The sequence below is a fragment of the Bacillus cereus group sp. MYBK220-1 genome (assembly GCF_051916445.1).
In the GTDB taxonomy this organism is placed as follows: Bacteria; Bacillota; Bacilli; order Bacillales; family Bacillaceae_G; genus Bacillus_A; species Bacillus_A cereus.
The window spans coordinates 22,963-48,019 of record NZ_JBQAGQ010000006.1 but is presented as its reverse complement, the minus strand read 5'-3'; the positions used below and the strand labels follow the sequence as shown (position 1 = coordinate 48,019).

The window sequence follows — 25,057 nt, the reverse complement described above, 5'->3', positions numbered from 1 at the left end:
ATTTAAAACATAGTTAAAATAACCTTTTTGGCAAATAATTGTATTCCACAAAACAGATCACCTCAAAAGGTAGCAAGTTCCCTTTTGATACGCAAACATTGCAATTCAAATTATATTTTTTATTAGTAACAGCAATTAACGTAAAGAAGGAATAGCTTAGTGGCTATCCCTTCTTTATTGACTTCTATTATTTACATTTGTTATCTGTTTTTATTGAGTATTCTCATCGTTTTTATACTCCAAAATATCCCCTGGCTGACACTCCAAAGCTTTACATATCGCTTCTAATGTTGAAAAACGAACCGCTTTTGCTTTCCCATTTTTCAAAATAGAAAGATTCGCCATCGTAATTCCAACCTTCTCTGAAAGCTCCGTTACACTCATTTTTCGTTTTGCTAACATGACGTCAATATTAATAATGATTGTCATATCCGCCACCTCAGACCGTCAAATCATTTTCTGATTTTATGTGAATTGCTTCTTGTAGAAGTCGTTGGAGGATAGCAGCAAAAACGGCGATAACGAGCGAAGCAAAAACGATAATGAGTCCCACTAACCCAATAGGAGGGTCCATTTTTTTCGCTATAAAATAAAAAAGTGGCAAACTTAATACATACAAACCACTGATTGTAATTGCACAGCGCTTTATATTCTTTAACGCCTTTACTGATAATTCCGAGAACGCTGTGTTCTCATCAATGTACTGTAAAAGATTGAAAGCCTGATAAAGAGCAACATAAAAAGGCACAGCTGCTCCATACATCACAATGAAAACAAGATATTTCATCGGAGCAATATTAGGATACAAATTTGCTGCGAAATTCGCCATTTCCGGCACTAAAAATATGCATAAAGCAAGTACTGAAATTCCAGCAAGAAAAATAATTACTTTTAAGAACGTTGTTGAACTTCGTTTAAGATTCATTTACAATACCTCACTTATTTAATGGCAACATAATTTTATCACAACGTTTATCGCTTAACAATAAATAAATATCGTTTTCATTAATGTATTTTTTAATTTAGGCAAAAATAAAAAAGAATTTCTCATTACAAAGAAATTCTTTTTCTTGAAAATGCCTCTTTCAACTTAATTTTTTAAAACGTTAATTCGTAATGGAAATAACGATTATCTCTCAAATAGCCATTTTCAGCGTATAATCGTTGTGCTGATAAATTATCAATCTCTGTTTGCAATTTTACACCTTTTGCTCCATTTTCTAATGCGTATTCTTTAGCAGCTTCTAATAATTTTTTACCTGTTCCGGCTCCACGCTTCGCCGCTTGTACAAATAAATCATTTAAAATCCATAATTCTTTCATTGAAATGGAAGAAAATGATGGATATAGTTGCGTGAATCCAATATATTCGCCGCCTTCAACTGCTACGAAAATAACGGACTCTTTTTTCTCAATTCGATTTCGTAAAAATACTTTTGCACCTTCTAAATCAGAATCCTGCCTATAAAACATGCGATAGTTATTAAAAACTGATGCTAGTCCCTCTAAATCTGCAATTGTTGCCTCATATATTCTCATTTTACTCCATTCCCCTTCCAATACTGTCTCATTATATCCGTTGCCCATTTAGGCTGGTGTATTTCTTCTTTCGGCATAAACTCTTTCATTATTGGTTTTATATCCAATATAGGAGTACCATTAATAGCATCTAATCCCTCAACAATAATTGATTTACCTTCTCTTTTGATCACCTTTACAATTGTTACACCTATGCGATTCGGGCGATTTTTTCCGCGCTGTGCAAAAATACCTACTTCAGGATAATCCTTATTATTTCTAGGATGTCTAGCAAAATACTGAATTTGCTCGTCAGTTACTTTATGAAAATAAAAAACAACTTCAATATGAGAAAAATCTTCAATCCCTTGTATACTTTCTTCTGCATACATTTCAGTTAAAGTTATACGGGATCTTACTTCTCCCCACTCATCATCTTTTATTTCCTTTCTTTCATTATGTACAAATGCGATTGGTTGAACTGAAAACATACGCATTCCCCCTTAAATGTAACCACTTACATTATAAAATATTTTCTGAATGTTTTCCAGATATACGAATTAAGTTTACATAATATAATTATAATCTATTTATCTAAAGCTACCTTGACTGCTTCAATTGCATGTATATGGGTCGTATCAAATATCGGGACTGATACGTTTTCTTGCTTTATTAATAAACCTATTTCCGTACAACCTAATATAATTCCTTGTGCTCCTTCTTGTACTAATTCTTCTATAACCCTTTTATAATACTCTCTAGATTGAACTACTATTTTTCCTAAACATAATTCTGTATATATTACTTCGTTTACTTTTTCTCTATTTGTTCCTGATGGTACTATTATTTTTATATCATGCTCTTCAATACGTGACTTATAGAAATCTTGCTCCATTGTATATTTAGTTCCAAGCAGACCAACCTTTTGAATGTCTTTTCTTTTAATTTCTTTTGCAGTTGCATCAGCAATATGTAAGACTGGAATATCAATTTTCGCCTTTATTTTTCCAACTACCTTATGCATTGTATTTGTACAAATGATTATAAAGTCTGCTCCCCCCTTTTGTAATGAATATGCCGCATTCCCTAGAATTTCTCCAGCACCATCCCAATCTCCGCTAGACTGACATCGTTCAATCTCTTCAAAATCCACACTATTAATCAAACATTTTGCTGAATGTAGCCCTCCTAATCTCTCTTTTATTTCTTCATTAATAATTCGATAATATTCAGAAGTTGATTCCCAACTCATACCACCTATAAGACCTATCGTTTTCATATAAACACCTACCTAAACTATTTTTATAAAACTAATAACAATGTTTTATTATGTATATTATACATAATAAAACAAGACTTTAAGTTTGGAATATAAAGTCTTGTTTTAACGGAAAATAAAGAATAATTCTACTTTCATTTCCAAGGAAATTTTTATAGAATATTCTGAAATTAACAATCTGATGTTTTTATAAATTCTTTATACTTATAATTAAAACACTCTCGATACAACTCTTTGATTTCATCATATGATGGAACACGTGGGTTATTAGCTGGGCTACCACTTTCAATTGCATCTGATGCCATTTTAGAAATAGCATTTTCAAATTCAATTTCATCGATTCCGTATTCTTTTAAATTTGGAATACGAAGATCAAAGCAAAGTTTTTTTATTTCACCAAGTGTGTAGTCTGCTACTTCCTCATCAGAATTCGAATACAAATCCTTATTTAAACTACGTCCAATTTTTGCTAACCTTTTCATTGCACTTGTTTTTGTAAACTCTAACACTGTAGGTAATAGTATGGCATTTGATATTCCATGCGGTACATGAAATAATGCTCCCACTGGCCTTGACATTCCATGAACTAATGTAACTGATGCATTAGAAAATGCAATTCCAGCTTGTAAGGAAGCAATCATCATCGCTTCTCTTGCCTCCATATTACGTCCATCTTCATATGCTATACGTAAATATTTCATAATACTTTCAATAGCTGAAAGAGCAAGTACATCTGTAAGTGGTTGTGAAACTTTAGAAATATACGCTTCAATCGCATGACATAACGCATCTATTCCTGTTGCTGCCGTAATTTGTGGGGGTAACGAACTTGTCAAAACTGGATCTATAATTGCTACTTTCGGTATAAAACTAGGATACTTCATCATCATTTTTACATCTGTTTTTTTATTCGTAATTACTGCTACACTTGTAACTTCCGATCCAGTACCAGAAGTTGTTGGAATTGCAATAAGTGGTAGTGGATTGTTTTCTATTTTAATATCCTTTTGGACATAATCCTCAACTTCTCCACCATTTGTATATAAAACCGCTACCGCTTTCGCAGCATCAATACAACTTCCACCACCAATACCGATAATAAAATCGCACTTTTCCTCTTTACAAAGAGATAACGCTTCTAATACGTGTATATTTGTAGGCTCAGCATCCACTTTATTATATGTACTAACAGTAATACCTTTCTTATTTAATTGTTGCATACACTTTTCAACATATCCTAATTTTTCCATAATTGTATCAGTAACTATAAAAGCTCTTTTCCCTAACTTTTTTGATTGTTCTCCCAGTTTTTCAAGCGAATTCCTTCCATATAATACCGACTTTGGCATACGAAACTCAGAAACCTCTTGCAAGTCCCCCACCCCTTCTTATCCTAATTAATATTTTATAACATAAATTATCGATTTGATGAATCTTTACGATTCAAATTTTTTAATAGAGTCCTGTTAAAGTATAGAATGCGATAACTAAAAATACAGCAACCGTTTTCAAAATTGTAATAGCAAATATATCTTTATATGACTGTTTATGTGTTAATCCTGTTACTGTAAGAATAGTAATAATAGCCCCGTTATGTGGTAGTGTATCCATTCCTCCTGATGCCATTGATACGATACGGTGCATAACTTCTAATGGAATATCAAATTGATTGGCCGCTGCAATAAATTTATCTCCCATTGCACTTAATACTATTCCCATTCCTCCTGATGCCGAGCCTGTAATTCCAGCTAAAATATTCGTCGTTACTGCACCATTCACTAACGGATTTGTGAAAGTAGCAGAGATGCCATCTCTCATAATTGCGAAACCTGGAAGTGCTGCAATGACACCACCGAATCCAAACTCAGCTCCTGTATTCATCGTTGCAAGTAGCGCTCCACCAATACTTGTATTCAATCCAGCTTGGAAACCTGTTACTACTCGCTTCCAATATAATAATAACGTTGTTAAGATCCCTATAATAAGTGCCAATTCTACAGACCAAATTCCTACTACTGCACTTAATTCTACTTTTCCAAATGCTTTCATACCAATTGCAGAAAAATCAAAACCGCTTGGATACCACTTCGGTATCATAATAGTAAACACTTTATTCATTACACCTACTAAAATAAGTGGTATAAATGCAATAAGTTGTTGTGCTCTTGTGATTTCAATGTTATTAATTAATGGCATATTTTTTTTTTCTACTTGCAAAGATGCTGCCATTTCAGTATTTCCATCATTAAAACCAAAGTATCCTTCACCTGCCGCTTTTGCCTTCTTACGTCTACTCTCTAAATATAGTAAACCTAATGTAAGAACAAAAATTGCTCCTACAATCCCAAGTATCGGTGCAGCATAAATATCCGTTTTAAAAAATGTTGTAGGTATTACATTTTGAATTTGTGGTGATCCAGGTAACGCATCCATTGTAAACGTTACTGCTCCAAGAACAATCGTTCCAGGGATTAAACGCTTTGGAATATTAGCTTGTCGAAACAACTTAGCTGCGAACGGATAAACAGCAAACACTACTACATACACACTAACACCACTATACGTTAAAATAGCCCCCATTAATACAATCGCTAATATAGTACGTTTTTCACCAACTAACTCAATAATCGTTTTTGCGATAGAATCTGCAATTCCTGACATTTCCACTACTTTCCCAAATATTGCTCCTAATAAAAACACAGGAAAATATAATTTTATAAATCCAACCATTTTCTCCATAAAGATATTAGAAAAGAAAGGTAATACATAACTAGGTTCTGTCAAAAATACTGCAAATAATGCAAATATCGGCGCGAATAAAATAACAGAAAAACCTCTGTATGCTACGAACATAAGTAAACTTAGTGCTAATAATATAATAACTAACTCCAATTTTACCCCTCCATTAAACAGAATATTCTAAATTTTATTGATAAATTTCTACTAACCTTTTAATTCTGACATCCCTCCTCTTATTCATACAAATTTTTATGCTAAAAATGTCTAATTATAATTATTCGATTACATATGAAAAATCCCTTTAAACAGAAACGAATTCATCGTCATACGTTATAAAGGGATTGCTAGAATCTATATTTACTGCTTTATTAAACTTTTTTCTACACAAAAATGATACAGTTCTTCAACATCTTTCACTATGTAAGTCGCACTAACTTCAGTCAGTTCTTTCTCACAGCCATAGCCATATAAAACACCAATTGAAGCAATTCCATTCTGATTCGCACCTATTATATCGTGCTTTCTATCACCGATCATTATCATTTCTTCTTTATTTAGTTCTTCATTTGTTTGTAAAATATGAGCAATTATTTCATCTTTTTTTATTCTTGTACCATCTAAATTACTTCCAATGATATCTTCGAAATAATTCGTCAATTGAAAATGCTCTATAACTTGTTTCGCAAATACAGTGGGCTTTGAAGTTGCTACAAATATGCGATTCCCTGAACTTTTTAATTGTTGCAAGAGCTTCAGAATCCCCTCATATACATTATTTTCAAACAATCCACGCTGCTTTAAATACTCACGGAAATAAAAAACAGCACGTTCAAGCTCTCCTTCACTCATATTATATCTCTCTATGAATGATTGCTGAATAGGAGGACCTATAAATGAATCTAACTCACTTACATGTACTTCTTCAATTCCTACTTTTTTTAACGCATATAAAACCGAGTTTACAATCCCTTCTTTCGGATCCGTTAAAGTTCCATCTAAATCAAATAGAAATGTTTTATACATGTTTCATTCCTCCACTTAATTTGCTGTATAAATAACTGCTAACATCTCTTCCACTTCTCCCTATTATACTATCATTATCTATTTTTTCGAAAAATCAATTTCCATATGTCACATACTTTCAGTTACAAAATACGATAGATATGATACAGTAAAAAAGTTACAATTATTTTAATAGAAACTGGTGAAACAAATGTCAATTACGTTAATTTTTATAATGGCTTTCACAATTGTAATCCACGCAGTTGAAACAAGCTCTTATAGTATTCGATTAGCGGGGGTTCGTTTAAAGAAGATTGCTGTCGCATTATCCGTCGTAGGAATCGTATTACTCATTTCAAGAACGTCAAACTTACTACAAGCCTTTTTACTTGGCGGGATTGTGGACGAAGCAAAACTAGATCCTTCTATTGATTTAGAGCATATTATACGTCTTGTACTATTATCTGCTTCTATCGGTACATTGCTTGCGATTATACTGTATCCAACTTTGACAAAACTATTTGGATATGTCATTCAAAACTTTGAAACAGACGGTTCTTTCATTCGAATGATGAAAACGAATAACATTCAAAAATTAAAGTACACAAAAAAATATGTCCGCTTTCCAAAGTTAGAAATGATTCATAGACTGCGTATCGGCGGTATTCCAAAGCGTATAATGCTTATTAACATGTTCGCTACTGCAATTTATACAGCGGGAGTTCTTTCCGCACTATATGCTTCTTTTTTAATTCCAGCTTTCGCAACAAAAGCCACTACAGCTTCTGGTCTTATTAATGGTTTTGCTACTATTTTATTAACAGTGCTACTAGATCCACGTATTGCTCTTTTAACAGAGCGAGCTCTTCAATCAGAAGAAGGTGCTGAAGCAATGAGTAAAATGTATGCTTGGCTAATGATTTCTAGACTTTTTGGTACATTACTTGCTCAACTGTTATTCATACCAGGTGCTTACTGGATTACATGGATTATAAAGCTTATGAATTAAATTTACTCTCTAAAAAAAAGCAGGTGAGATAACAAATGACTATACAAACAGAACAAGATATCATTCGCTTAATAGAAAACGACGAATGGATGATGAATGTATTACAAATGGCAAAATCACTAGAGTTACCTGATTGGTGGATTTGTGCCGGATTTGTTCGTTCTAAAATTTGGGATACTTTACATGACTATGAAGCTAAAACGGCTATGCCTGATGTTGATGTAATTTATTATGATAGTCTACATCAAGATGAGATATACGAACAATCATTAGAAACGAAATTAATGAATATTGATGCTACTATCCCTTGGTCTGTAAAAAATCAAGCTCGTATGCATGTAGTGAATAATATGCCACCATATTCTTCTTCTGTTGATGCTATTTCTAAATTTCCTGAAACAGCAACGGCATTAGGAGTTACACTTGATGAACTAAACAACGTCATATTAACAGCCCCATGTGGTATTGAAGATGTCCTTTCCTTACAAGTGAGACCAACAGCTCATTTTCTTGAATCGAAAGAACGATTACATATGTACAAAAACAGAGTTATAAAAAAGAATTGGCAAAGTAAGTGGCCTAACATCACAATCACATATCCAGAAATATAGAAAGGGTGCCTCTCATTTATAGAAGCACCCTTTTCTTCATTTCAAAAAATGTATGACTGTTTCTGCAAACCTATCTGCTTCCTCATAATGAGGTGAATGACCGCTCTCTTCAAATACGATATACTTGCCGTTTCGGGCATCTTTATTAAATGTTTTAATTTGTTCTTCACACGTTACTACATCATGTTTTCCTACAATTAATAACATTGGATTCTGTACTTCTTTTATTTTATATAATAATGATTTATGACATGCACCCTCTAATTTTAATCTATCAAAATGAATTTGAGAGCGATTTGAAAATACTTCCCACTCTTCATCGCTATATAAACTATAGTCTGTCTCATCTTCCTTATAATTGTAAATCTCCATTCTTTTTTCTTCTAATTCAGCGCTTAATCTTATATAGGCTTCTAACAACTCTTCTGAACTAGCATAGCTAGATGAATAAGCAAAGCACTCTTTTGCTACTTCTTCTTTTTCATGCTTTTTTAATAAATGCCCTGTCTTTTGTAATAAAGCTCTACTTGTTAATGCAAAGTCGAAAGTTGGCCCTTCAAATATTATTTTCTCTATTGAACTTGGATATATCGACGCATATAACAATGCTAAATAGCCACCGAAAGAATGTCCAATTACAGACCACTTTTCAATTTGTAATGCTTTTCTTAGTTCCTCACAGTCTTCAATTAAATCATTTAATCCAAAAGCTTCATCCTCAGTAATTTCTTCTGAGCGACAAACACCCCTTTGATCTATCATAATTACATATAGAGAATCTTTTAAACGTTCCGCTTGATGAAATGAAAAATCATAGCAACTCTCTCCTGGTCCACCATGCAAATATAAGACTGGTTTATCTTTAGGATTTCCATGCGTTTCAACGTATAGCTTTTTCCCTCTAATATTCATGTATCTCCCTGCTTCTATCAAATTTGCCTTTATGATCATCACCTCCCCTTTTTTACTGAATATTATAACATTTAATGTTAAATAATCCCTATTACATTTAAGAAGACGATAATTATTGCAAGTGGTGCTACAAATCGAAGTAAAAATGCCCAACAAGTAAATACTTTCTTTCCATAATTACCACCTACAAAAAACTCTGCTTCTAGTACCTTCTTCTCCATTTTGAATGAAACGAAAATACTAATAAATAGTGCTCCAAGTGGCATTAATATATTACTAGATAAAAAGTCTACCGCATCAAAAATATTCTTTCCAAAAATCGTAATATCACTCCATACTCCAAATGATAACGCAGATGGTATACCTACTAAGAAAATACAGAAACCAATGATCCATGATAGTTTCGTTCTTCTTTCTTGTTCACCATTTGCTAATGCTGAAACAACAGTTTCTAGTAGAGAAAATGCCGATGTTAATGTCGCAAATGTAAATAGTGCAAGGAATACTGTTAAGAAAAACCCACCAAATGGAATTTGACTAAATACAGATGGTAATACGATAAATAGTAATCCAGGTCCTTCTGTCGGCTCCATTCCTAATGAAAATACGGCCGGAAAAATGGCAAGACCCGCAAATAAAGAAACAAATAAATTCAATCCAACAATTGTTATTGCTGATTTTGGTAAACTTTCTTTTTTATTTAAATAGGAACTATACGTAACCATAATTGAAATCCCGATACTAATTGCAAAGAATGATTGCCCCATTGCGAACAAAATACTTTCCGAAGTAATCTTTGAGAAATCTGGTTGTAAGAAAAACTTCACACCTTTCATTGCATCATCAAGTGTTAACGAACGAACAATAAGAGCGACAAATAAAACGAACAATGCTGGCAACATATATTTACTTGCTTTTTCAATTCCGTTTTGTACACCCTTTGATACAACCCATATCGTAATGAACATAAAAGCGAAATGTCCCATAATAGCCCAAGCAGGATTCCCAATTGTTTCAGTAAATAACGCACCGTAATTTTGTCCTGGAGTAATCAGTTGTCCAGTTATTCCTCTGAATAAATAAATTAATACCCATCCACCTACAACACTATAAAACGAAAGTAGTATAAAACACGTTCCAACGCCAAGGCGTCCGATCCAGTGCCATCCTGTATTTGGTGCGATGCTTTTAAATGCTCCAACTGCTTGTTTCTGCGTACTGCGTCCAATCATAAATTCAGCTATAAGTAGCGGTAGTCCAATTAAAACAGTAAATAATATAAAGATTAAAAAGAACGCTCCTCCCCCACTCTTCCCAGCGATATAAGGAAACTTCCATATCGCACCAAGTCCAATTGCTGATCCGGCTGCTGCCATTATAAAACCTAATTTCGAAGTCCATTGCTCCGTCTGTTTCATCTCATTTTCCTCCTAATTAAATCTTTTTATATAAATAAATAAATTTTATAGACCTATCCAAATATACCCTCCATTTCTTCTTCCATATAATAAAAAAATGGCCTAGCATCTCTATATAAAGAGACGCTAAGCCATTTACTTAACGCGGTACCACCCTTATTGATTCCATTATGAATCCACCTTAGTAGTAATCGTTTGATTACAAACCTAATATCGAAGGTTAACCGTTAAGATTTACTAAGAATGTAATTCCGTTCCACCTTACTGCTCCTAGGCGAGTTCAGGATGTCATTTGACTATGTCACACCAACCCATAGCTCTCTGTACAAATACATGACCTTACTACTCCTATTCAACACATTTTAATATTTAGAATATATTTTCTTTTGAAATTAATATGAAGTATATCTGTTATATTTGTAACTGTCAAGGGGTATATTATTTTTTTGTCGAAATGGTTCATATTTCAACTGACTTTTACTAAGCTTATTATAAAAAGAAAGAGTCTATATTTTCACCTTTTCAAACGAACTATAAAAAAGAATCTTCGCGATAATCGCGAAGATTCTTTTTACGGTATAAGACGAGTACAATCTCTCGGAAAAGCACTCGCCTCTCGTACATTTGTTAATTCTAATAGTTTATATACAATCCTTTCTAACCCAATTCCGAAACCTCCATGCGGGGGACAACCGTATCGGAATGTATTTAAATAAGATTGAAATTTCTCTGGGTGTAATCCTTTTTCTTTAAACGAAGCGAGTAACATTTCATAATTATGAATTCGCTGTGCCCCTGACGTTATTTCTAACCCTTTATATAATAAGTCGAATGAATCAGTAATAGCTGGATTCTCTTTATTTTGCATCGTATACATCGGTCTCGCTTCTTTCGGATAATGTGTAATGAAAACAAATTCACTATTATATGTTTCCTTTACATATTTCCCTAGTAACTTTTCACCTTCTGTATCTAAATCCCCTACAGGAGATTCTTTACGATACTTACTTTTCAAAATTTCTTGTGCTTCTAACAATGTAATTTTAGGTATTTCAGTAATAACAGGTACTTCTATTTGTAATAGTTGTAGTTCTATTTCACATTTTTTCGCTACTTGTTGAAATATATATCGTAAAACATCCGTTTCTAGTTGCATCACTTCATAAAAATCATGAATAAATCCAAGTTCTACGTCTAACGAGATATATTCATTCAAATGACGGGAAGAGTTATGATGTTCCGCTCTATATACAGGTGCAATTTCAAAAACTCGTTCTAGTCCACCCGCTACCATCATTTGTTTGTAGAACTGTGGTGATTGTGCTAAATAAGCTTCTTTTTGGAAGTATGGAAGCTTAAAAACATTTGCTCCTCCTTCTGCCCCTTGCGAAACAATTTTCGGAGTAAATATACGTGTGAAATCGTTCTCTATTAGAAATTCACTAAAGCTCTGAACGAGTGTAGATTTCACTTTAAAAATCGCTGCAGTTCGCTCATGCCTTAATGATATTACCCGCTCATTAAGTAGTTGATCTAAGCCAACTTGTAACTTCTTTTTATTTATTTCAAATGGAAGTGGCTCTGCACCGTTTATTACTTTCACTTCATGAGCAAGTACTTCAACACCCAATTCCGTTTTCGACGTCTCGACTATCTCACCGATTACATGGACAACACTTTCTACATCAACTTTATATCCGGCCAATTCATTTTCTAATACACATTGAATTACTCCTGTTCTGTCCCGTAATAATAAAAAACTAACATTTCCAAGGTGCCGAATTTTTTTTACCCATCCTTGAAGTAATACAACCTTTCCACTTTGCTTTGTACATTCTTTTGTGAGTGAACGCTTCATTATTGAATCCATTATTTTTCCCTCCAGTAATTTTATATTTATTTACGTTATTGTTGTCATCGTCATCATCCACGGTCACTCACCCCCTTTCAAAGAATACAAAAATCCGCCCCTATAAATAGGGACGGATTTTTTCCGCGGTACCACCCAAATTGTCATATTGACCATCTTAGCCCTGATAACGGTAGGTACCGTTTGCTTTTACTAATAATCACGTTCAAAGCAACACTCACAGGTGTCTTTCCATCATGCGGTATCGCAACCTTCCCAGCAATCGGCTGCTCTCTGTAGACCTTTGCACCATGTACTTTTCCTGATCATCACTTTTTATATTTACAGAGTATTCTAACTCCTCACCTTATAAAACGCAAGCTTTTTTTGAAACATTCTGGTTTTATAACTCCTAACTTCTTCTAAATTGTGAAAAGTTAATTTTGTAATACATATTCTTATGTATTAAATCCAAAATTACACCTTTAATATTTTCCAATTTTTACATAAAAACTAATTCATTTACGCATATTAATAAAAATTTTAAAGCGAGGTGTGTATATGCAAAAAGCAATTAGTTTCTTTCTCCTTTTGTTTTGCTTAATTGTAGTAAACGAAACGTATGCCTATTCACCAAAATCTTTACCAATCTCTCAAAACTCTGATCAATGGCAAGTGAATATTGATAAACCGAAAAAAACAAACAAGAATATGCTTCAAGCTAAAAAAGATGAATTTCAAACATATCATTTTTCAGTAAAGAATGTCGGGAATAGTGAAGTATATAATGTAAACGTCGAAGTATTCCGCAACGAACCAAATAAGAAAACGAAATATGAACTCTTTTCCCTAAAGGAAAGTCGTTTGGCAAGTGGAAAAACTGGATTTGAACACGCTAATTTACCCGTTGCTACAAAAGCAGATGAAGTTGATGTTATTATTACATGGCAAGAACACCCATTCCAATCGATGCGAAATGGTCAAAAAGTTGAATCTAGAAAATTTAAAGAGCATTTTGTTTTTAAAGAAGCTAAAAAGTAAATGGGATACGGATATATTCACACTATCATTGATATAGCTTTATTTACTAGTACCAGTTCGTAAGCAAATTAAAAAGTCGTGGCTTATAATGCCACGACTTTTTATATTAATTCGTACTAATGCCTCTCGCTGCCCAAATGCGATCGATATCAGCAGCATGTTGTCCGCCATATAAAAGAGCATCCGCTTGCTTAATCGCTTTCGCTCCATCACTGAATTTAGAGTTTGGTGTTAATGACCAGTGTGATTGTAAAATGATTTTTGTTGCTACATCACGGCCAAAAGCTTGTGCCATTTCGTATTGGCCTTGAGCCCAAATTTCACCATCATCATGCACTTCATTCGTTATATCTTTCGGATATACTTTATTCGTATCTAATCGGCGTAAGCATGTTGGATCTGAACTAGAATAAGCTGTCGCATCCCATTCTCCAACACATGCTTTACCATATCCAGTAGTCGATACTGCATCTTCATATGTAGCACCTAAGAAGTCGCCAAATCCTTCTCCCATCGCTCCACCTTCTGCTGAACTACCAAAGCCAGGAACTTGGTTATCTTGAATCGAATGCCCATATTCATGTGCGATAATACCAGCATCTTCTGCATCATCAACACCGCCAGTACCGAAAGTCAAAGCTTTTGTTGATGGAGAATAGAATGAGTTATCATCAGTTGTACCATTAACATTCACTTTTATCGAACGGTTATTAATATTTTTAAAACCTAGACTTTGAATGTAACGTTGCAATGTGTCGATATGATAGTACGACATAACATCTTCAAAGCTATCATTTGCGCGTGTATAGTTAAATTGTAAATTCGTAGATTTTGTTTTCGCTTTTGAAGAAATCGTTACATATTCTCCAATTAAAAATCCTGTTCCATCTAAACCTTTTAACGTAACAGTTTTCAGTTGGTTCGTTAGAGCTGTTGAATCTGCATCGTTATTATCTTTTAAGCCTACTTTACTACCGCTAGATACGACTGGGTTAGGTAAAAATACTTTTCCTGACCCTTCAGCTTTTCGGTTTATATCAACCTTTTTAATTAACTTTCCATTTTCTGCATCAATAAATGTTTCCCATGCACCAAATGGATTATTAGAATGGACTACAACTTTATATACTGGACGAGCAATTCCTTCTTCAACAATATATCCGAACTCTTTATCTGTAGGAGCCCATAAATTTTGCTCACTTGCTTCTCCAACATACGCCATTGATTTTTGTATTGCATCTTTTTCACTAATTTTTGTCGTTACTTCCTTCACACCTGTAACAGGCTGATAATCAGAAACAGCGAGTACTCCCTTTCCCTCTCCGTTAAGCGTAACTGTTATTTGTTTTGAAAATACAGGTGCACCATTAACAACTTGTTGGAACCTAACATATGAAGCTACTGACGTTTCTGTTGTAGAAATATATTGCAAGTCTGAAAGATCTGTTTTCAATCCATACTGCGCAGCATTTTCTTTTAAATATTCAGTTGCTTTTTTCTGTGGCGAATAAGCTTCTAACTTTACTTGCTGTTGTTTTTCCAATGCCGAAACCGTAGAAATTGTCCCCATTACTAACGGCACAGTCATTGCCATTGCCACCATTTTTTTATTAAACATAGAACCACTCCCCCTAATAAAGTAGCTCAACCTTATCCCATTACCACTAGGCAATGATTCCCCGCAAAACGGATGGATAAAAATTGAATCTACGAGTAATTCTCTATGAACACTTCTATTACCTTTCCATTTAGGGTAAGTGAAATTTTCTCAATATTTATGTGTAAAGTGAACACAATACTTTAGAAAGAAATTTCTAAATCCATTCCTTATCCCTAAAGCTTTTCATATTACTGTTTAAAAAAACAGGCTATTTTTTACCTAACGGTAGGTTGAAAAAATCACTTGTAAATGATACGATTTAAATAACCTTTTTTTAGGAGGATCTATATGAGTAAAAGTGAAGAAACACTCTCTTCAATAATGGAAGCAAGTTATCGCCTTTTTGCTACGTACGGTATTGTTAAAACAACTTATACAATGATTGGTGAGGAGGTTGGTATCGCAAAACCATCTATATATTACTACTTTAAGTCTAAAGATGCTTTAATTGAATGTATTTTTACTGAATTATGTAAAGCTATGCAGTTCTCTTCGTATTTCCATACAGAAGAGTTTACAAAATCAAATTTTATTGAAAAATGTATTGCAATTGGCCTTAAAATAATTGATGAACAGCGAAACGACCCTTATTTTAACCGAGTGCTACAAGAATATGTATTACTATCTTCAAGAAACAAGATGTACAAAGATCGATTACTAACTGTGCAAACAGAATATTTACATGGATTTGAAGTACTCCTTACAAAAGCAAATGAACTTCAATTAATTGAAAATAAAAATCTAGTTTCAAAAGCTCATATGTTAGCATTAGTGCTTGATAATATCGGAAATTTTATGATGATTGATGCAAAGATAGATTATAAACAAATTTGGATTGAAGCTGTAAATAACATTTTTGAAAGAAGGGGTTGAAGTGAATATAAAAAAACGCATTATCGGCTTAGATTTTGCTAGAGCTTGGGCGATGTTTGGTATGCTACTTGTTAATTTCATGGTGATAACAGGTGCAGAAGGAAATGGTCCCCCTTTTTTAATAACCTTCATGTCACTATTTGAAGGTAGAGCCTCTGCTTTGTTTGTTATACTTGCTGGCATCGGTATAACTTTAATGACTAGGTCAGCCGTTGCTAGCAATGAACAAATAAAAATTTCTAATAGCCGAAAGACCATATGGAAACGATCACTTTTCTTATTTATTTTAGGATTACTACTATATGTAATGGAGTGGACTGGGGATATATTACACTACTATGGTGTTTACCTTTTCGTTGCTGCATTACTCATGACAGTACGCAAAAAACTATTACTTTTTCTTTCTATCATTATTTTATTGTTCGCACAATCTCTTCAGCTTACTTTCAATACTTTCGAGGGTTGGGTAGGTCCAACTCCATTTATAAATTATGTAGACTTCTGGACAATAAAGGGTTTTCTTCGCAACTTATTCTTTAATGGCTATCACCCTATTTTCCCTTGGTTCTCGTTCTTCTTAATCGGTATGTTAATTGGCAGGTTAGATCTTCATAATAAAAAAATAAAAAAAAGATTACTCTTACTCGGTATTACAATCACAATATTGACAGAACTTTTATCAAAAGGACTTACACACTTTTTTATTCCATACATCGGCAGAGAGGCCGCCACATTTTTATTTAATACAGGACCCATCTTACCAAATGTATTATATATTTTATCTGCTACAGGATCCTCTATTGCTATATTAATCATTTGCCTCTATATCGCTGAAAAATATAGAAATAATTGGTTTGTCACTTCCATTGTACAAACAGGACAATTAACATTAACTCATTATGTCAGTCATGTATTTATCGGTATTGGGACATTAATTCTATTAAATAGAATGGAAAATCAATCACTACTATTCGTTTTATTATTTGCTACTGCATTTTTCATTTTCAGCATTTTAATTAGTGTGTTATGGAGAAAGAAATTTTCTAGAGGTCCTATCGAATGGATTATGAGGAAATTAGCCGGATAAATTTCCATCATACAAAAAGGAAGTTGGAATCATTCCAACTTCCTTCTCCTTTAATGAGCCGCGCTTAATTTAATTCGAACTTTCGTTTCACCTAAAGAAAGTTCATCGTCTTCGTTCGTTAAGTGACCAAATGTAAATTGTTTAACGAGTAAGTTTTCTTCCAATAAATCTTTATGGTTCGTTAACGTTCGCTGTAGCTCTACTTCTGTATCAAGAATAACATCCACTCGTAAATTAACTGGTAAATTCAACTGTTTACGATATTCTTGAACCGCACGAATGAATTCACGCGCTACTCCTTCTTGCAACAATTCTTCCGTTACATTCGTATCTAACATAACCGTATATTGTCCGTTAGTCGTATTAGAGAATCCTGATTTTGCAACTTTCTCAACTAACACATCTTCAGCAGTTACAACTACTTCTTCTCCTGGCGTTGCTTCGTAAACTGCTCTTCCTGTTGATACAAAGTTTTGTACTTCTTCTTGTGATAATTGTTTTAGCCAACCATTCACTGCATTCACATTTTTACCGAATTTCGGCCCCGCTGTTTTAAAATTAAGCTTCAATTGATATGATGTGTATTTTGTTTCATCGAGTTCAACATGGAATGCTTTTACATTTAACTCATCCATAACGATATCACGATAAGATTCCCAATCCATATCATTCTCGTTATGCTCAAGTAATACAAGTTCTGCTAGCGGCTGTTTTACTTTTAAAGAATGCTGATTACGGTTACTTCTTCCAAGTTCAACAACTTGTAAAACAGCATCCATTTCCGCTTCTAATTTCGGTTGAAGTAGTGATTCATTTACAACTGGATAATCAGCTAAATGAACGCTGCCTCCTTCTAAATTTAGATGAATGTCTTCCGCGACAAACGGTGTAAATGGTGCAATTAATTTACTAATTGTTACAAGCACTTCATGAAGTGTCTCATACGCAGCTGCTTTCTCAGCGTTCATACCAGATTCCCAGAAACGATTACGTGAGCGTCTTACATACCAGTTACTCACTTCATCTACAAGTGCTGCAATTTCACGAGCTGCATTCGTAAATTGATAATCATCAAGTGCAGTTCTTACTTTTTTCGTTGTACTATGCAATCTTGATAATACCCATTCGTCTAATTTTGTAAGCCTTACATCATACGTTTCTTTCGGATTATATTCATCTAAATTTGCATATAAAACGTAGAAGCTATACACATTGACTAATGTATCTACAAATTTAGATTTCGCTTCCAGTACTGTTCTTTCAGAAAAACGCTTCGCATTCCACGGGGCACTATCAACAAGTAAAGCCCATCTTAGCGCATCTGCACCAAACTTATCTACTAAATCAACTGGGTCTAGTGCATTCCCTTTACTTTTAGACATTTTCTGTCCTTCTTCATCTAAGACATGCCCTAATGATAACACTCGTTTATACGGTACTTTTCCTGTATATAGTGCTGAGACTGCTAATAAACTATAAAACCAGCCGCGTGTTTGATCAATTCCTTCTGCAATAACATCCGCTGGAAACTGCTCTTCAAATAACTCTTTATTTTCAAATGGGTAATGATATTGTGCAAATGGCATAGAACCACTATCAAACCAAACATCAATTACTTCTGGTGTACGATTCATTGTTCCTCCGCATTTCTCGCAGCAGACTTGCACTTCATCTACATACGGCTTATGCAATTCCAAATCTTCCGGTGTTTCTTTCGTACTATGCTTTCTTAATTCGGCAATGCTTTTCGGTGCGAACTGATGATCACAACTTTCACATTCCCACACGTTTAATGGCGTTCCCCAATATCTATTTCGGCTAATATTCCAGTCCACCATATTTTCTAAAAACTTACCAAAGCGCCCATGTTTCATATGATCCGGATACCAAGTAACAGAATCATTATTTTGTAAAAATGTATCTTTAATTGCAGTTGTTCGGATTAACCAACTTTCTCCTGCATAATAAAGTAGTGGTGAATCACAACGCCAGCAATGCGGATAGCTATGTTCATATTTTTCTTTATGATACAGTAAACCTTCCTTCGCTAAATAACGAACGATATCCACGTCACAATCTTTTACAAATTTCCCTTTCAAAAATGGTACTGCCTCTGTATACTCACCTTTTTCATCTACAACGTGCAAGAATGACAATCCTTCACTTTGAACAACTCTATAATCGTCCTCTCCATATGCTGGAGCAATATGAACAAGTCCTGTACCACTATCTCCCGTTACAAAATCTGCTGCAATAACGCGGTAACCATTTGTAACTTCTTTCATCGGAAATGGCGCTGTATAAGATGTGTTTAATAATTCTTCGCCTTTATGAACAGATAATACTTCATAGTTCTCTTTTAATACTTCTTGTACACGTTCTTTCGCAACAATGTATACATGACTTTCTTGTTTTGCTTTAACGTATTCCATATTTGGATGGACAGCAAGCGCAACGTTTGCTGGAAGTGTCCAAGGTGTTGTGGTCCAACCTAAGAAATACTCATTTTCACTATCTTTCACTTTAAACTTCACAGTTGCACTTAAATCTTTTACTGTTTTATACCCTTGTGCAACCTCATGTGAGCTCAATGAGGTTTGGCAGCTTGGGCAGTATGGTGAAACTCTATGTCCTTTATATAACAATCCTTTTTCATGGATTGTCCCCAAAATATGCCATACACTTTCGATATATGGATTCTTTAAAGTTACATATGGATCATCCATATCTACCCAATAACCAATACTTTCAGTGAATTCACGCCACTGCTTCTCATATGTGAAAACACTCTCTTTACACTTTTGAATAAATGGTTCAATACCATATTCTTCGATCTCATGTTTACCAGAAATACCAAGTTGCTTCTCAACGCCTAATTCTACAGGTAAACCATGTGTATCCCATCCCGCTTTTCTTAACACTTTATAACCAGCCATCGTTTTATATCTTGCTACTAAATCTTTAATTGTTCGTCCAAGTGCATGACCTACATGCGGTAGTCCGTTCGCCGTTGGTGGTCCTTCATAAAATACGAAAGACTGTGCGCTTTCTCGATTCTGAATTGATTGTTCGAAAATATTTTGTTCGTTCCACTGTTTGCGAATTCGCATTTCTCTTCCTACAGCTGATTCTTTTACATCTACTTTTTCCATATACAATCACTCCTTTGAATATTTTAAAGCACACAAAAAACCCGTCCCTATAAAGTAGGGACGGGTTTACCCGCGATACCACCCTAATTCTATTAGCATTTTCACTAATAGCACTTAGCAACGTACTATCATACGTGTTCTTTGTAACGGTAGACATCCGTCCGGGCTTACTTACTTTCAGCCTCGGCTCCTCGGAGATGATTTTCAAATAACGTCTGCACACCGGCTTTCAGCAATATACCGGCTCTCTGGAGAACAGCTCACTATTTTACTCTTTCTCGTCTTCAGATTTGTATACTTTGTTAAAAGTTATTTTATGCCATTTAGCAACTAATTGTCAACTAATTCAAAATATATCCTTATCTTTTTTCCCTATTCTTATACAATTACTTTTCAAATTCTCGCAATGCTGCTAAATTTTCATCATCCTCAATAAGTTCAGCAAAGAATCCCGATTCATCCTCACGAAGGACAAATTCAAGCTCTTCCTTCGCCTCTTCATTTCTATTTAACTGCGCTAAATAACAAGCACGATCATATCTTGCTAACAAATCACTCGCGTCAATTATTAATACTTCATTTGTTATTTTTTCTGCCTGTATCGTTTGGCCGGCACCATGATATGAAGATGCTAAAGAAAGAAGAATTGCTGTTTCATTTGGATGATGTATAGAAGCATTTTCTAATACATGAATTGCCTCTTCAAACCTTTCTTGACTTTGATATATTTCTCCTAAAGCAAGAAATGCTCTACTTACAAACGGTGTTTGCTCTGTTAATTGTAAGATAATCTTTTCTGCTTTTCTTTCTTCCCCTGCTTTAAAGAATACTTGTGCTTGCAGAAGAAGAGTATCATAATCATCTGGTAGTTCTCGAACCATTTGTTTCGTTAATTCCAAAGCATCTCTTAACATATCTTCTTCCTCGCACTCAACGAAAAGATTTACAAGTTGCTTCGCTACGTCATAATCCCATTTATTTTCTAGTGACGTGTGCAGAATCTCTATTGCTTCTTTATCCATCTCTACATTCTCATAAAATAGCGCAAATCGCTGTGCTGCCATACTATTTTTCGGATTTAACTTTAAAGAGATTTCATATAAATCAATTATCATAGTAACCATTGAAATTTCTTTCGCACGATTTTTCATACGATAAAAAGCTCTCGTAATGATAGATCGTTTTGGCTGTTCATGCAGCTGGCGTTCAATCCATATTTCCGTAACCGCAGCTGCAGCATACATGAATGCTGTACTCCTTTCTGCTTTTTTCACCTTTAACGTATGAAGAAAATCTCGTATGTTAGACAATTTTTTATGTTGCTCTACTGCTTTTACATAAACATCAAATATACGTTCATTATCAAAATCTTTTTGTATTACTTTCATTGCAACTTCAATTGCTTTTACATTTCTTTTTTTCACTAATACTTTTGCATAATGATATAGAACTTCTATATGCTCACCATCTAATTGTAGTGCGTATTCAACCTGTGCTTGTTCTTTATCTATTTCATTCATCGCTCCGTACACATATGCAATCGCATCTAAACGCCATATTTCAGGTACTTCGTCCGCTAATTGTTCTAGTTCAGTCAGCAATTCTTCCTGAAGATTCATATCTACTGAAAGCTGTGCTAAATATTCCATATTAATATGCAACGGCTCTTCTTTCATCGCCTGAACCATATGACTTTGTTCTTTAGAACGGTTTTCTTCTTTTTCGTATATTTCCGCAAGCTGTAAATGTACACCTACGAAATTCCCATCAAGCTCTAAACATGTTTCATACGCTTGTTTTGCTTCCGTCAATTGCCCTAATGCCATAAGTGTTTCACCAATTCGGTAATACGGTAATGCCGTTTCCATTTGTTCTATCGCCTTATTATATCTTTTCATCGCTTGGCCGTACTGTCCAATAGATTCATATAAAATACCTGCATAACAACCGTACTCACTTACTTCATTTCTTTCTTTGTGTAACGTTCTTAAAAATGCTATACCTCGTTGTACAAATTCCGTTCCTTTAATTCGATTCACATATTCATCTAACGCACTTGCTACATTATAATCACTTTTCTTTATACCCTTTTCTAACTTAGATAGTGCTACTTTAAACCCTTCTTCATTTCCACCAAGTTCAATTTCAGCATCCCATAAAACCATTCCTGCATTCATGAGGAAATCTTGGCTCTTTTCAATTTGCTTCTCAAGACCAAGTATATATTCTTTTGCTTCCTTATATTGTTCTCTTGCCATATAAACTTGTGTAAGTCCGAAGTGAGAATAAACATCCTCATCATTTTCTTCTAAAGCACGCTTATACAATACTTCTGCTTCTTCCAAGCTATCATTTTGAAAATGATAATCACCTAATTTTACGTAAAGAGGTGCTTTATCATCACAATTCTCAATACCGTTTAATAAAATTTCTTTCGCACTTTCCTCATCCTTCAAATCAGATTCGTATATTTCCGAAAGTTTCGTATAAATGTAAGGTGCATTACTATCCAAATGAATTGCTACTTTAAGCCCTTTTATTGCTAAATATAATTTCCCTAGTTGATGTGCACATCTCGCTCGTTCATACCATACATGCGCTTCATATTTGTACTCTTTTAACAAGTCATTAAAGATTTCATATGCTTCTTCATATCTTTCTAAATCTATTAATATTAAACCGTGATTTGTTAAAGTGAACCTTTCAGGACTACGCTCTAACGCAACTTGAGAGTATTGCAATGCTTTTTCAGATTGATCAATATACATATAGGATAAAGCGAGAAAACTCCAAGCAATAGGCTGATCTGCGTCTAATTGTAACGATAAACGAAAGCTTGAAATCGCTTCTAGATAACTTTCCTGTTCAAACGCATATCTTCCGTTTATTAAATGATATAAAGCACGATTATTTTTCTTCTCAACGCTTGTCAGCATTTGCTCCGCTTTCTCTACTTCCTGAAGACGAATAAAACACTGTGCACCATGCAATTTAACAAAGTCCGAGTTCGGAAACTTTTCCATTAACTTATCGATACAATATAAAATAAATTCTTTATCTACTTCAACATCTAAGTGCTTTATCGTATATAACCACGTATTTGGATTATCACTCGTTTCTTTTAAAAATTGTACTAAGTTACTAATTCCCTCTTTGTCATGTTCATCTAAATGATCCGTAAGAGAAAAAATAGATTTAAAGTAACGATTTTCTTCCTCACTTAGAAACGCTAGTTGCTCCTTCTTTTCTTTCGGAACAAACGTGATTGCTAAACAGCCTGTATAACGATATTTTTCTTGTAATTTACTATATTCCACAAGAACTGGTTCTATAAAGTTTGGATCTTGAACATAGAAAGCTTGCAATGTATCATCATATCCAGATAGAACTTGTACGTGTGAAGCATGCTCAATATCTATACTTAATAAAACAGGAATTCCTTCGTCAATCAGTCTCTTATAATTCTCTTCATTCCCTTTAAAATAACGATATTCATAACCTAATTCTTCTAAATAAGAAACAGTATCTGAAAACTTCGATCCTGTCATATCAAAAATAAACTCTGCTATTTCATCTTGTGTACGTTTCTCTCCCCATATACGCAACATCATCTCTAAGCTTGTCGGAACACAATAATTATCCTTTTGTACAATAGGAACTATCGGCAAGTGAACCTTTTTTCCATCCAGATTTTTTTCTAAATTATGATATAAAGATTCTTTTAAACTCTTTTCTTCTTTTAATAGTTTTTGTAAATCTGCAAATTTATTCATTTTGTACAGCGCTTCTGCACGTAAATGTACAAAGTAAGTATTATAGGCATGATATGGCAGCTGAGTATTTATATTATCTATTACCGCTAACATCTCTTCATATTGCTCTAAATCTAATAAATACTTTATCTTCTCAAAATGAAAATATGGTACTTGTGGGAATTTTACAATCGCATCATCGATTAACTGTATCGCGCGTTTTTGTTCTCCTTTATTCGCATACAATTGTGATAATAAATAGGTAGATAACTCTTCACAATCTTCATGCTGCATGCCAGCAATAAATTGTTCTTCCGCTTTCTCCCATTCACCTGTATGCATATAAACGTAGCCCCATTTATCAAACACTGCGCGCGCACTGTACTCCTCTGCTTTTTGCATATACATTAACGCTTCTTCGTTTCGTTTCATTTCTAAAAGACATCGTACTAACGTAAAATATGTTTTCGCTAAAAAATCTGCATCTATTTCTTCTTTACTTAACTCTTCTAAAGAAGATTTTAACAACTGCTCTGCTTCAAGAATTTTCCGCTCATCAATTAACTCATCACAATATAAAGAGAGCGTTCTCATATTTGGGAATTTTTTATAAGCGTAACGAATGAGGAATGAACTGTATTGGTGCATAAGCCCTTCATCAGTAAGGCGAATTAATATATCGAACTCCTTATGCGAAGGAATATTGGCAAGCCAATTCTTCACATAGGATAAAGTATTCGTTTCTTTTATATATGCAATTTCATTATTTATTTCCTGTAATCCATCTACAAATCTCTTGTCTTTTAAACAAGTTTCTAATTGCTTAAAATCTAGCATGCATTCACCTCGAATTTATATTTAAACTGCTACTTGCTTAGATTTTACACACCATATAGTATGTATTCAACTAAAATCTCTTAAAATGGATGGTATTAATTAATATTATTCAAATTTATAACAAAATATAGTAAAAACGATTGTTTTTCTCCGTATTTTGTTTAATTATATGGAATAACGTAACATGCGGTTTTTATCTTGTAGAAGCTGAAATTAGTACATAAAATTATATCGGCCATAATTCAAATATATCAGCGATTCTTTCATTTTATCGGCGATTTTCAAATTATATCGACCGATTCTTAACATTTATCAGCG

General features: G+C 34.0%; 19 protein-coding genes and 3 other annotated features. Of the genes, 5 read left to right on the top strand and 14 right to left on the bottom strand.

What is annotated here, in order from left to right:
* Positions 1-210: 210 nt before the first annotated feature.
* The 8 genes from ACTFRU_RS21950 to ACTFRU_RS21915 form a co-directional block, all read right to left on the bottom strand.
* Positions 211-429 (bottom strand): helix-turn-helix domain-containing protein, encoded by a 219-nt coding sequence (locus tag ACTFRU_RS21950; protein ID WP_000152534.1) that lies wholly within the window; start codon positions 427-429, stop codon positions 211-213.
* Between the two features lie 10 nt (positions 430-439).
* Positions 440-925, bottom strand: coding sequence for a DUF2975 domain-containing protein (locus tag ACTFRU_RS21945; RefSeq protein ID WP_016122418.1), 486 nt, complete (start codon positions 923-925; stop codon positions 440-442).
* A 173-nt stretch (positions 926-1,098) separates the two neighbouring features.
* A complete protein-coding gene (locus ACTFRU_RS21940) occupies positions 1,099-1,539 on the bottom strand; it encodes a GNAT family N-acetyltransferase (protein WP_001223881.1) in 441 nt (146 codons plus the stop codon).
* A complete protein-coding gene (locus ACTFRU_RS21935; RefSeq protein WP_000493252.1) occupies positions 1,536-2,009 on the bottom strand; it encodes an SAM-dependent methyltransferase in 474 nt (157 codons plus the stop codon). The genes ACTFRU_RS21940 and ACTFRU_RS21935 overlap by 4 nt, the downstream gene beginning before the upstream one ends.
* A 95-nt stretch (positions 2,010-2,104) precedes the next feature.
* The gene (locus tag ACTFRU_RS21930; protein WP_000848568.1) at positions 2,105-2,797 is read right to left on the bottom strand and encodes an aspartate/glutamate racemase family protein; all 693 of its coding nucleotides are present in this window, start codon (positions 2,795-2,797) and stop codon (positions 2,105-2,107) included.
* Between the two features lie 170 nt (positions 2,798-2,967).
* Positions 2,968-4,170 carry an iron-containing alcohol dehydrogenase gene (locus ACTFRU_RS21925; protein WP_102956373.1) on the bottom strand — a complete coding sequence of 401 codons (1,203 nt, stop codon included), beginning with the start codon at positions 4,168-4,170 and terminating at the stop codon, positions 2,968-2,970.
* Positions 4,171-4,249: 79 nt separating this feature from the next.
* Positions 4,250-5,689, bottom strand: a complete 1,440-nt coding sequence (locus ACTFRU_RS21920) for a GntP family permease (RefSeq protein WP_088363739.1) — start codon at positions 5,687-5,689, stop codon at positions 4,250-4,252.
* Positions 5,690-5,893: 204 nt separating this feature from the next.
* Positions 5,894-6,559, bottom strand: coding sequence for an HAD family hydrolase (locus tag ACTFRU_RS21915; RefSeq protein WP_440037863.1), 666 nt, complete (start codon positions 6,557-6,559; stop codon positions 5,894-5,896).
* A gap of 190 nt (positions 6,560-6,749) precedes the next feature.
* Between ACTFRU_RS21915 and ACTFRU_RS21910 the strand changes: the two genes are divergently transcribed.
* Together ACTFRU_RS21910 and ACTFRU_RS21905 are read left to right on the top strand one after the other, a co-directional pair.
* Positions 6,750-7,547, top strand: coding sequence for a lipid II flippase Amj family protein (locus ACTFRU_RS21910; protein ID WP_000028911.1), 798 nt, complete (start codon positions 6,750-6,752; stop codon positions 7,545-7,547).
* Positions 7,548-7,582: 35 nt separating this feature from the next.
* Positions 7,583-8,158 (top strand): nucleotidyltransferase family protein, encoded by a 576-nt coding sequence (locus ACTFRU_RS21905; RefSeq protein ID WP_006922721.1) that lies wholly within the window; start codon positions 7,583-7,585, stop codon positions 8,156-8,158.
* 36 nt (positions 8,159-8,194) lie between these two features.
* Here ACTFRU_RS21905 and ACTFRU_RS21900 read toward each other — a convergent pair whose 3' ends face one another.
* From ACTFRU_RS21900 to aspS, 3 genes are all read right to left on the bottom strand, one after another.
* Positions 8,195-9,070 carry an alpha/beta fold hydrolase gene (locus ACTFRU_RS21900; RefSeq protein WP_006922720.1) on the bottom strand — a complete coding sequence of 292 codons (876 nt, stop codon included), beginning with the start codon at positions 9,068-9,070 and terminating at the stop codon, positions 8,195-8,197.
* A gap of 77 nt (positions 9,071-9,147) precedes the next feature.
* Entirely contained in the window at positions 9,148-10,488 is a 1,341-nt protein-coding gene (locus ACTFRU_RS21895) for a sodium-dependent transporter (RefSeq protein WP_366981825.1), read from the bottom strand.
* A 116-nt stretch (positions 10,489-10,604) separates the two neighbouring features.
* Positions 10,605-10,853 (bottom strand) — a binding site (T-box leader).
* A gap of 206 nt (positions 10,854-11,059) precedes the next feature.
* Positions 11,060-12,358 (bottom strand): aspartate--tRNA(Asn) ligase, encoded by a 1,299-nt coding sequence (gene aspS, locus ACTFRU_RS21890; protein ID WP_000377342.1) that lies wholly within the window; start codon positions 12,356-12,358, stop codon positions 11,060-11,062.
* A gap of 105 nt (positions 12,359-12,463) precedes the next feature.
* Positions 12,464-12,676: a binding site (T-box leader), on the bottom strand.
* Positions 12,677-12,898: 222 nt separating this feature from the next.
* Here aspS and ACTFRU_RS21885 point away from each other — a divergent pair.
* Complete coding sequence (locus ACTFRU_RS21885) at positions 12,899-13,378, top strand: hypothetical protein (protein ID WP_001167910.1); 480 nt, start codon at positions 12,899-12,901, stop codon at positions 13,376-13,378.
* Positions 13,379-13,484: 106 nt separating this feature from the next.
* Here ACTFRU_RS21885 and ACTFRU_RS21880 read toward each other — a convergent pair whose 3' ends face one another.
* On the bottom strand, positions 13,485-14,996 hold the full coding sequence (locus ACTFRU_RS21880; protein ID WP_000482274.1) for a M36 family metallopeptidase: 1,512 nt from the start codon (positions 14,994-14,996) through the stop codon (positions 13,485-13,487).
* Positions 14,997-15,326: 330 nt separating this feature from the next.
* On the opposite strand from ACTFRU_RS21880, the gene ACTFRU_RS21875 reads away from it, so the two are divergent.
* Together ACTFRU_RS21875 and ACTFRU_RS21870 are read left to right on the top strand one after the other, a co-directional pair.
* Positions 15,327-15,911, top strand: coding sequence for a TetR/AcrR family transcriptional regulator (locus ACTFRU_RS21875; protein ID WP_000045224.1), 585 nt, complete (start codon positions 15,327-15,329; stop codon positions 15,909-15,911).
* A gap of 1 nt (position 15,912) precedes the next feature.
* Positions 15,913-16,998: a DUF418 domain-containing protein gene (locus tag ACTFRU_RS21870; protein ID WP_001022158.1), complete on the top strand. Its 1,086-nt coding sequence runs from the start codon at positions 15,913-15,915 to the stop codon at positions 16,996-16,998.
* 50 nt (positions 16,999-17,048) lie between these two features.
* Here the strand turns inward: ACTFRU_RS21870 and ileS are convergent, their stop codons facing one another.
* Positions 17,049-20,150 (bottom strand): isoleucine--tRNA ligase, encoded by a 3,102-nt coding sequence (ileS, locus tag ACTFRU_RS21865; protein ID WP_006922715.1) that lies wholly within the window; start codon positions 20,148-20,150, stop codon positions 17,049-17,051.
* 53 nt (positions 20,151-20,203) lie between these two features.
* Positions 20,204-20,444, bottom strand: a binding site (T-box leader).
* A 92-nt stretch (positions 20,445-20,536) separates the two neighbouring features.
* Entirely contained in the window at positions 20,537-24,739 is a 4,203-nt protein-coding gene (locus ACTFRU_RS21860) for a tetratricopeptide repeat protein (protein ID WP_440037862.1), read from the bottom strand.
* Positions 24,740-25,057 lie beyond the last annotated feature (318 nt).

Excerpts from the sequence above, each read along its gene's own strand:
- ACTFRU_RS21950 (WP_000152534.1), bottom strand. The coding sequence starts at position 429 with ATGACAATCATTATTAATATTGACGTCATGTTAGCAAAACGAAAAATG.
- aspS (WP_000377342.1), bottom strand. The coding sequence starts at position 12,358 with ATGGATTCAATAATGAAGCGTTCACTCACAAAAGAATGTACAAAGCAA.
- ACTFRU_RS21895 (WP_366981825.1), bottom strand. The coding sequence starts at position 10,488 with ATGAAACAGACGGAGCAATGGACTTCGAAATTAGGTTTTATAATGGCA.
- ACTFRU_RS21885 (WP_001167910.1), top strand. The coding sequence starts at position 12,899 with ATGCAAAAAGCAATTAGTTTCTTTCTCCTTTTGTTTTGCTTAATTGTA.
- ACTFRU_RS21905 (WP_006922721.1), top strand. The coding sequence starts at position 7,583 with ATGACTATACAAACAGAACAAGATATCATTCGCTTAATAGAAAACGAC.
- ACTFRU_RS21860 (WP_440037862.1), bottom strand. The coding sequence starts at position 24,739 with ATGCTAGATTTTAAGCAATTAGAAACTTGTTTAAAAGACAAGAGATTT.
- ACTFRU_RS21930 (WP_000848568.1), bottom strand. The coding sequence starts at position 2,797 with ATGAAAACGATAGGTCTTATAGGTGGTATGAGTTGGGAATCAACTTCT.
- ACTFRU_RS21935 (WP_000493252.1), bottom strand. The coding sequence starts at position 2,009 with ATGTTTTCAGTTCAACCAATCGCATTTGTACATAATGAAAGAAAGGAA.
- ACTFRU_RS21910 (WP_000028911.1), top strand. The coding sequence starts at position 6,750 with ATGTCAATTACGTTAATTTTTATAATGGCTTTCACAATTGTAATCCAC.
- ACTFRU_RS21900 (WP_006922720.1), bottom strand. The coding sequence starts at position 9,070 with ATGAATATTAGAGGGAAAAAGCTATACGTTGAAACGCATGGAAATCCT.
- ACTFRU_RS21875 (WP_000045224.1), top strand. The coding sequence starts at position 15,327 with ATGAGTAAAAGTGAAGAAACACTCTCTTCAATAATGGAAGCAAGTTAT.
- ACTFRU_RS21940 (WP_001223881.1), bottom strand. The coding sequence starts at position 1,539 with ATGAGAATATATGAGGCAACAATTGCAGATTTAGAGGGACTAGCATCA.
- ACTFRU_RS21880 (WP_000482274.1), bottom strand. The coding sequence starts at position 14,996 with ATGTTTAATAAAAAAATGGTGGCAATGGCAATGACTGTGCCGTTAGTA.
- ileS (WP_006922715.1), bottom strand. The coding sequence starts at position 20,150 with ATGGAAAAAGTAGATGTAAAAGAATCAGCTGTAGGAAGAGAAATGCGA.
- ACTFRU_RS21945 (WP_016122418.1), bottom strand. The coding sequence starts at position 925 with ATGAATCTTAAACGAAGTTCAACAACGTTCTTAAAAGTAATTATTTTT.
- ACTFRU_RS21915 (WP_440037863.1), bottom strand. The coding sequence starts at position 6,559 with ATGTATAAAACATTTCTATTTGATTTAGATGGAACTTTAACGGATCCG.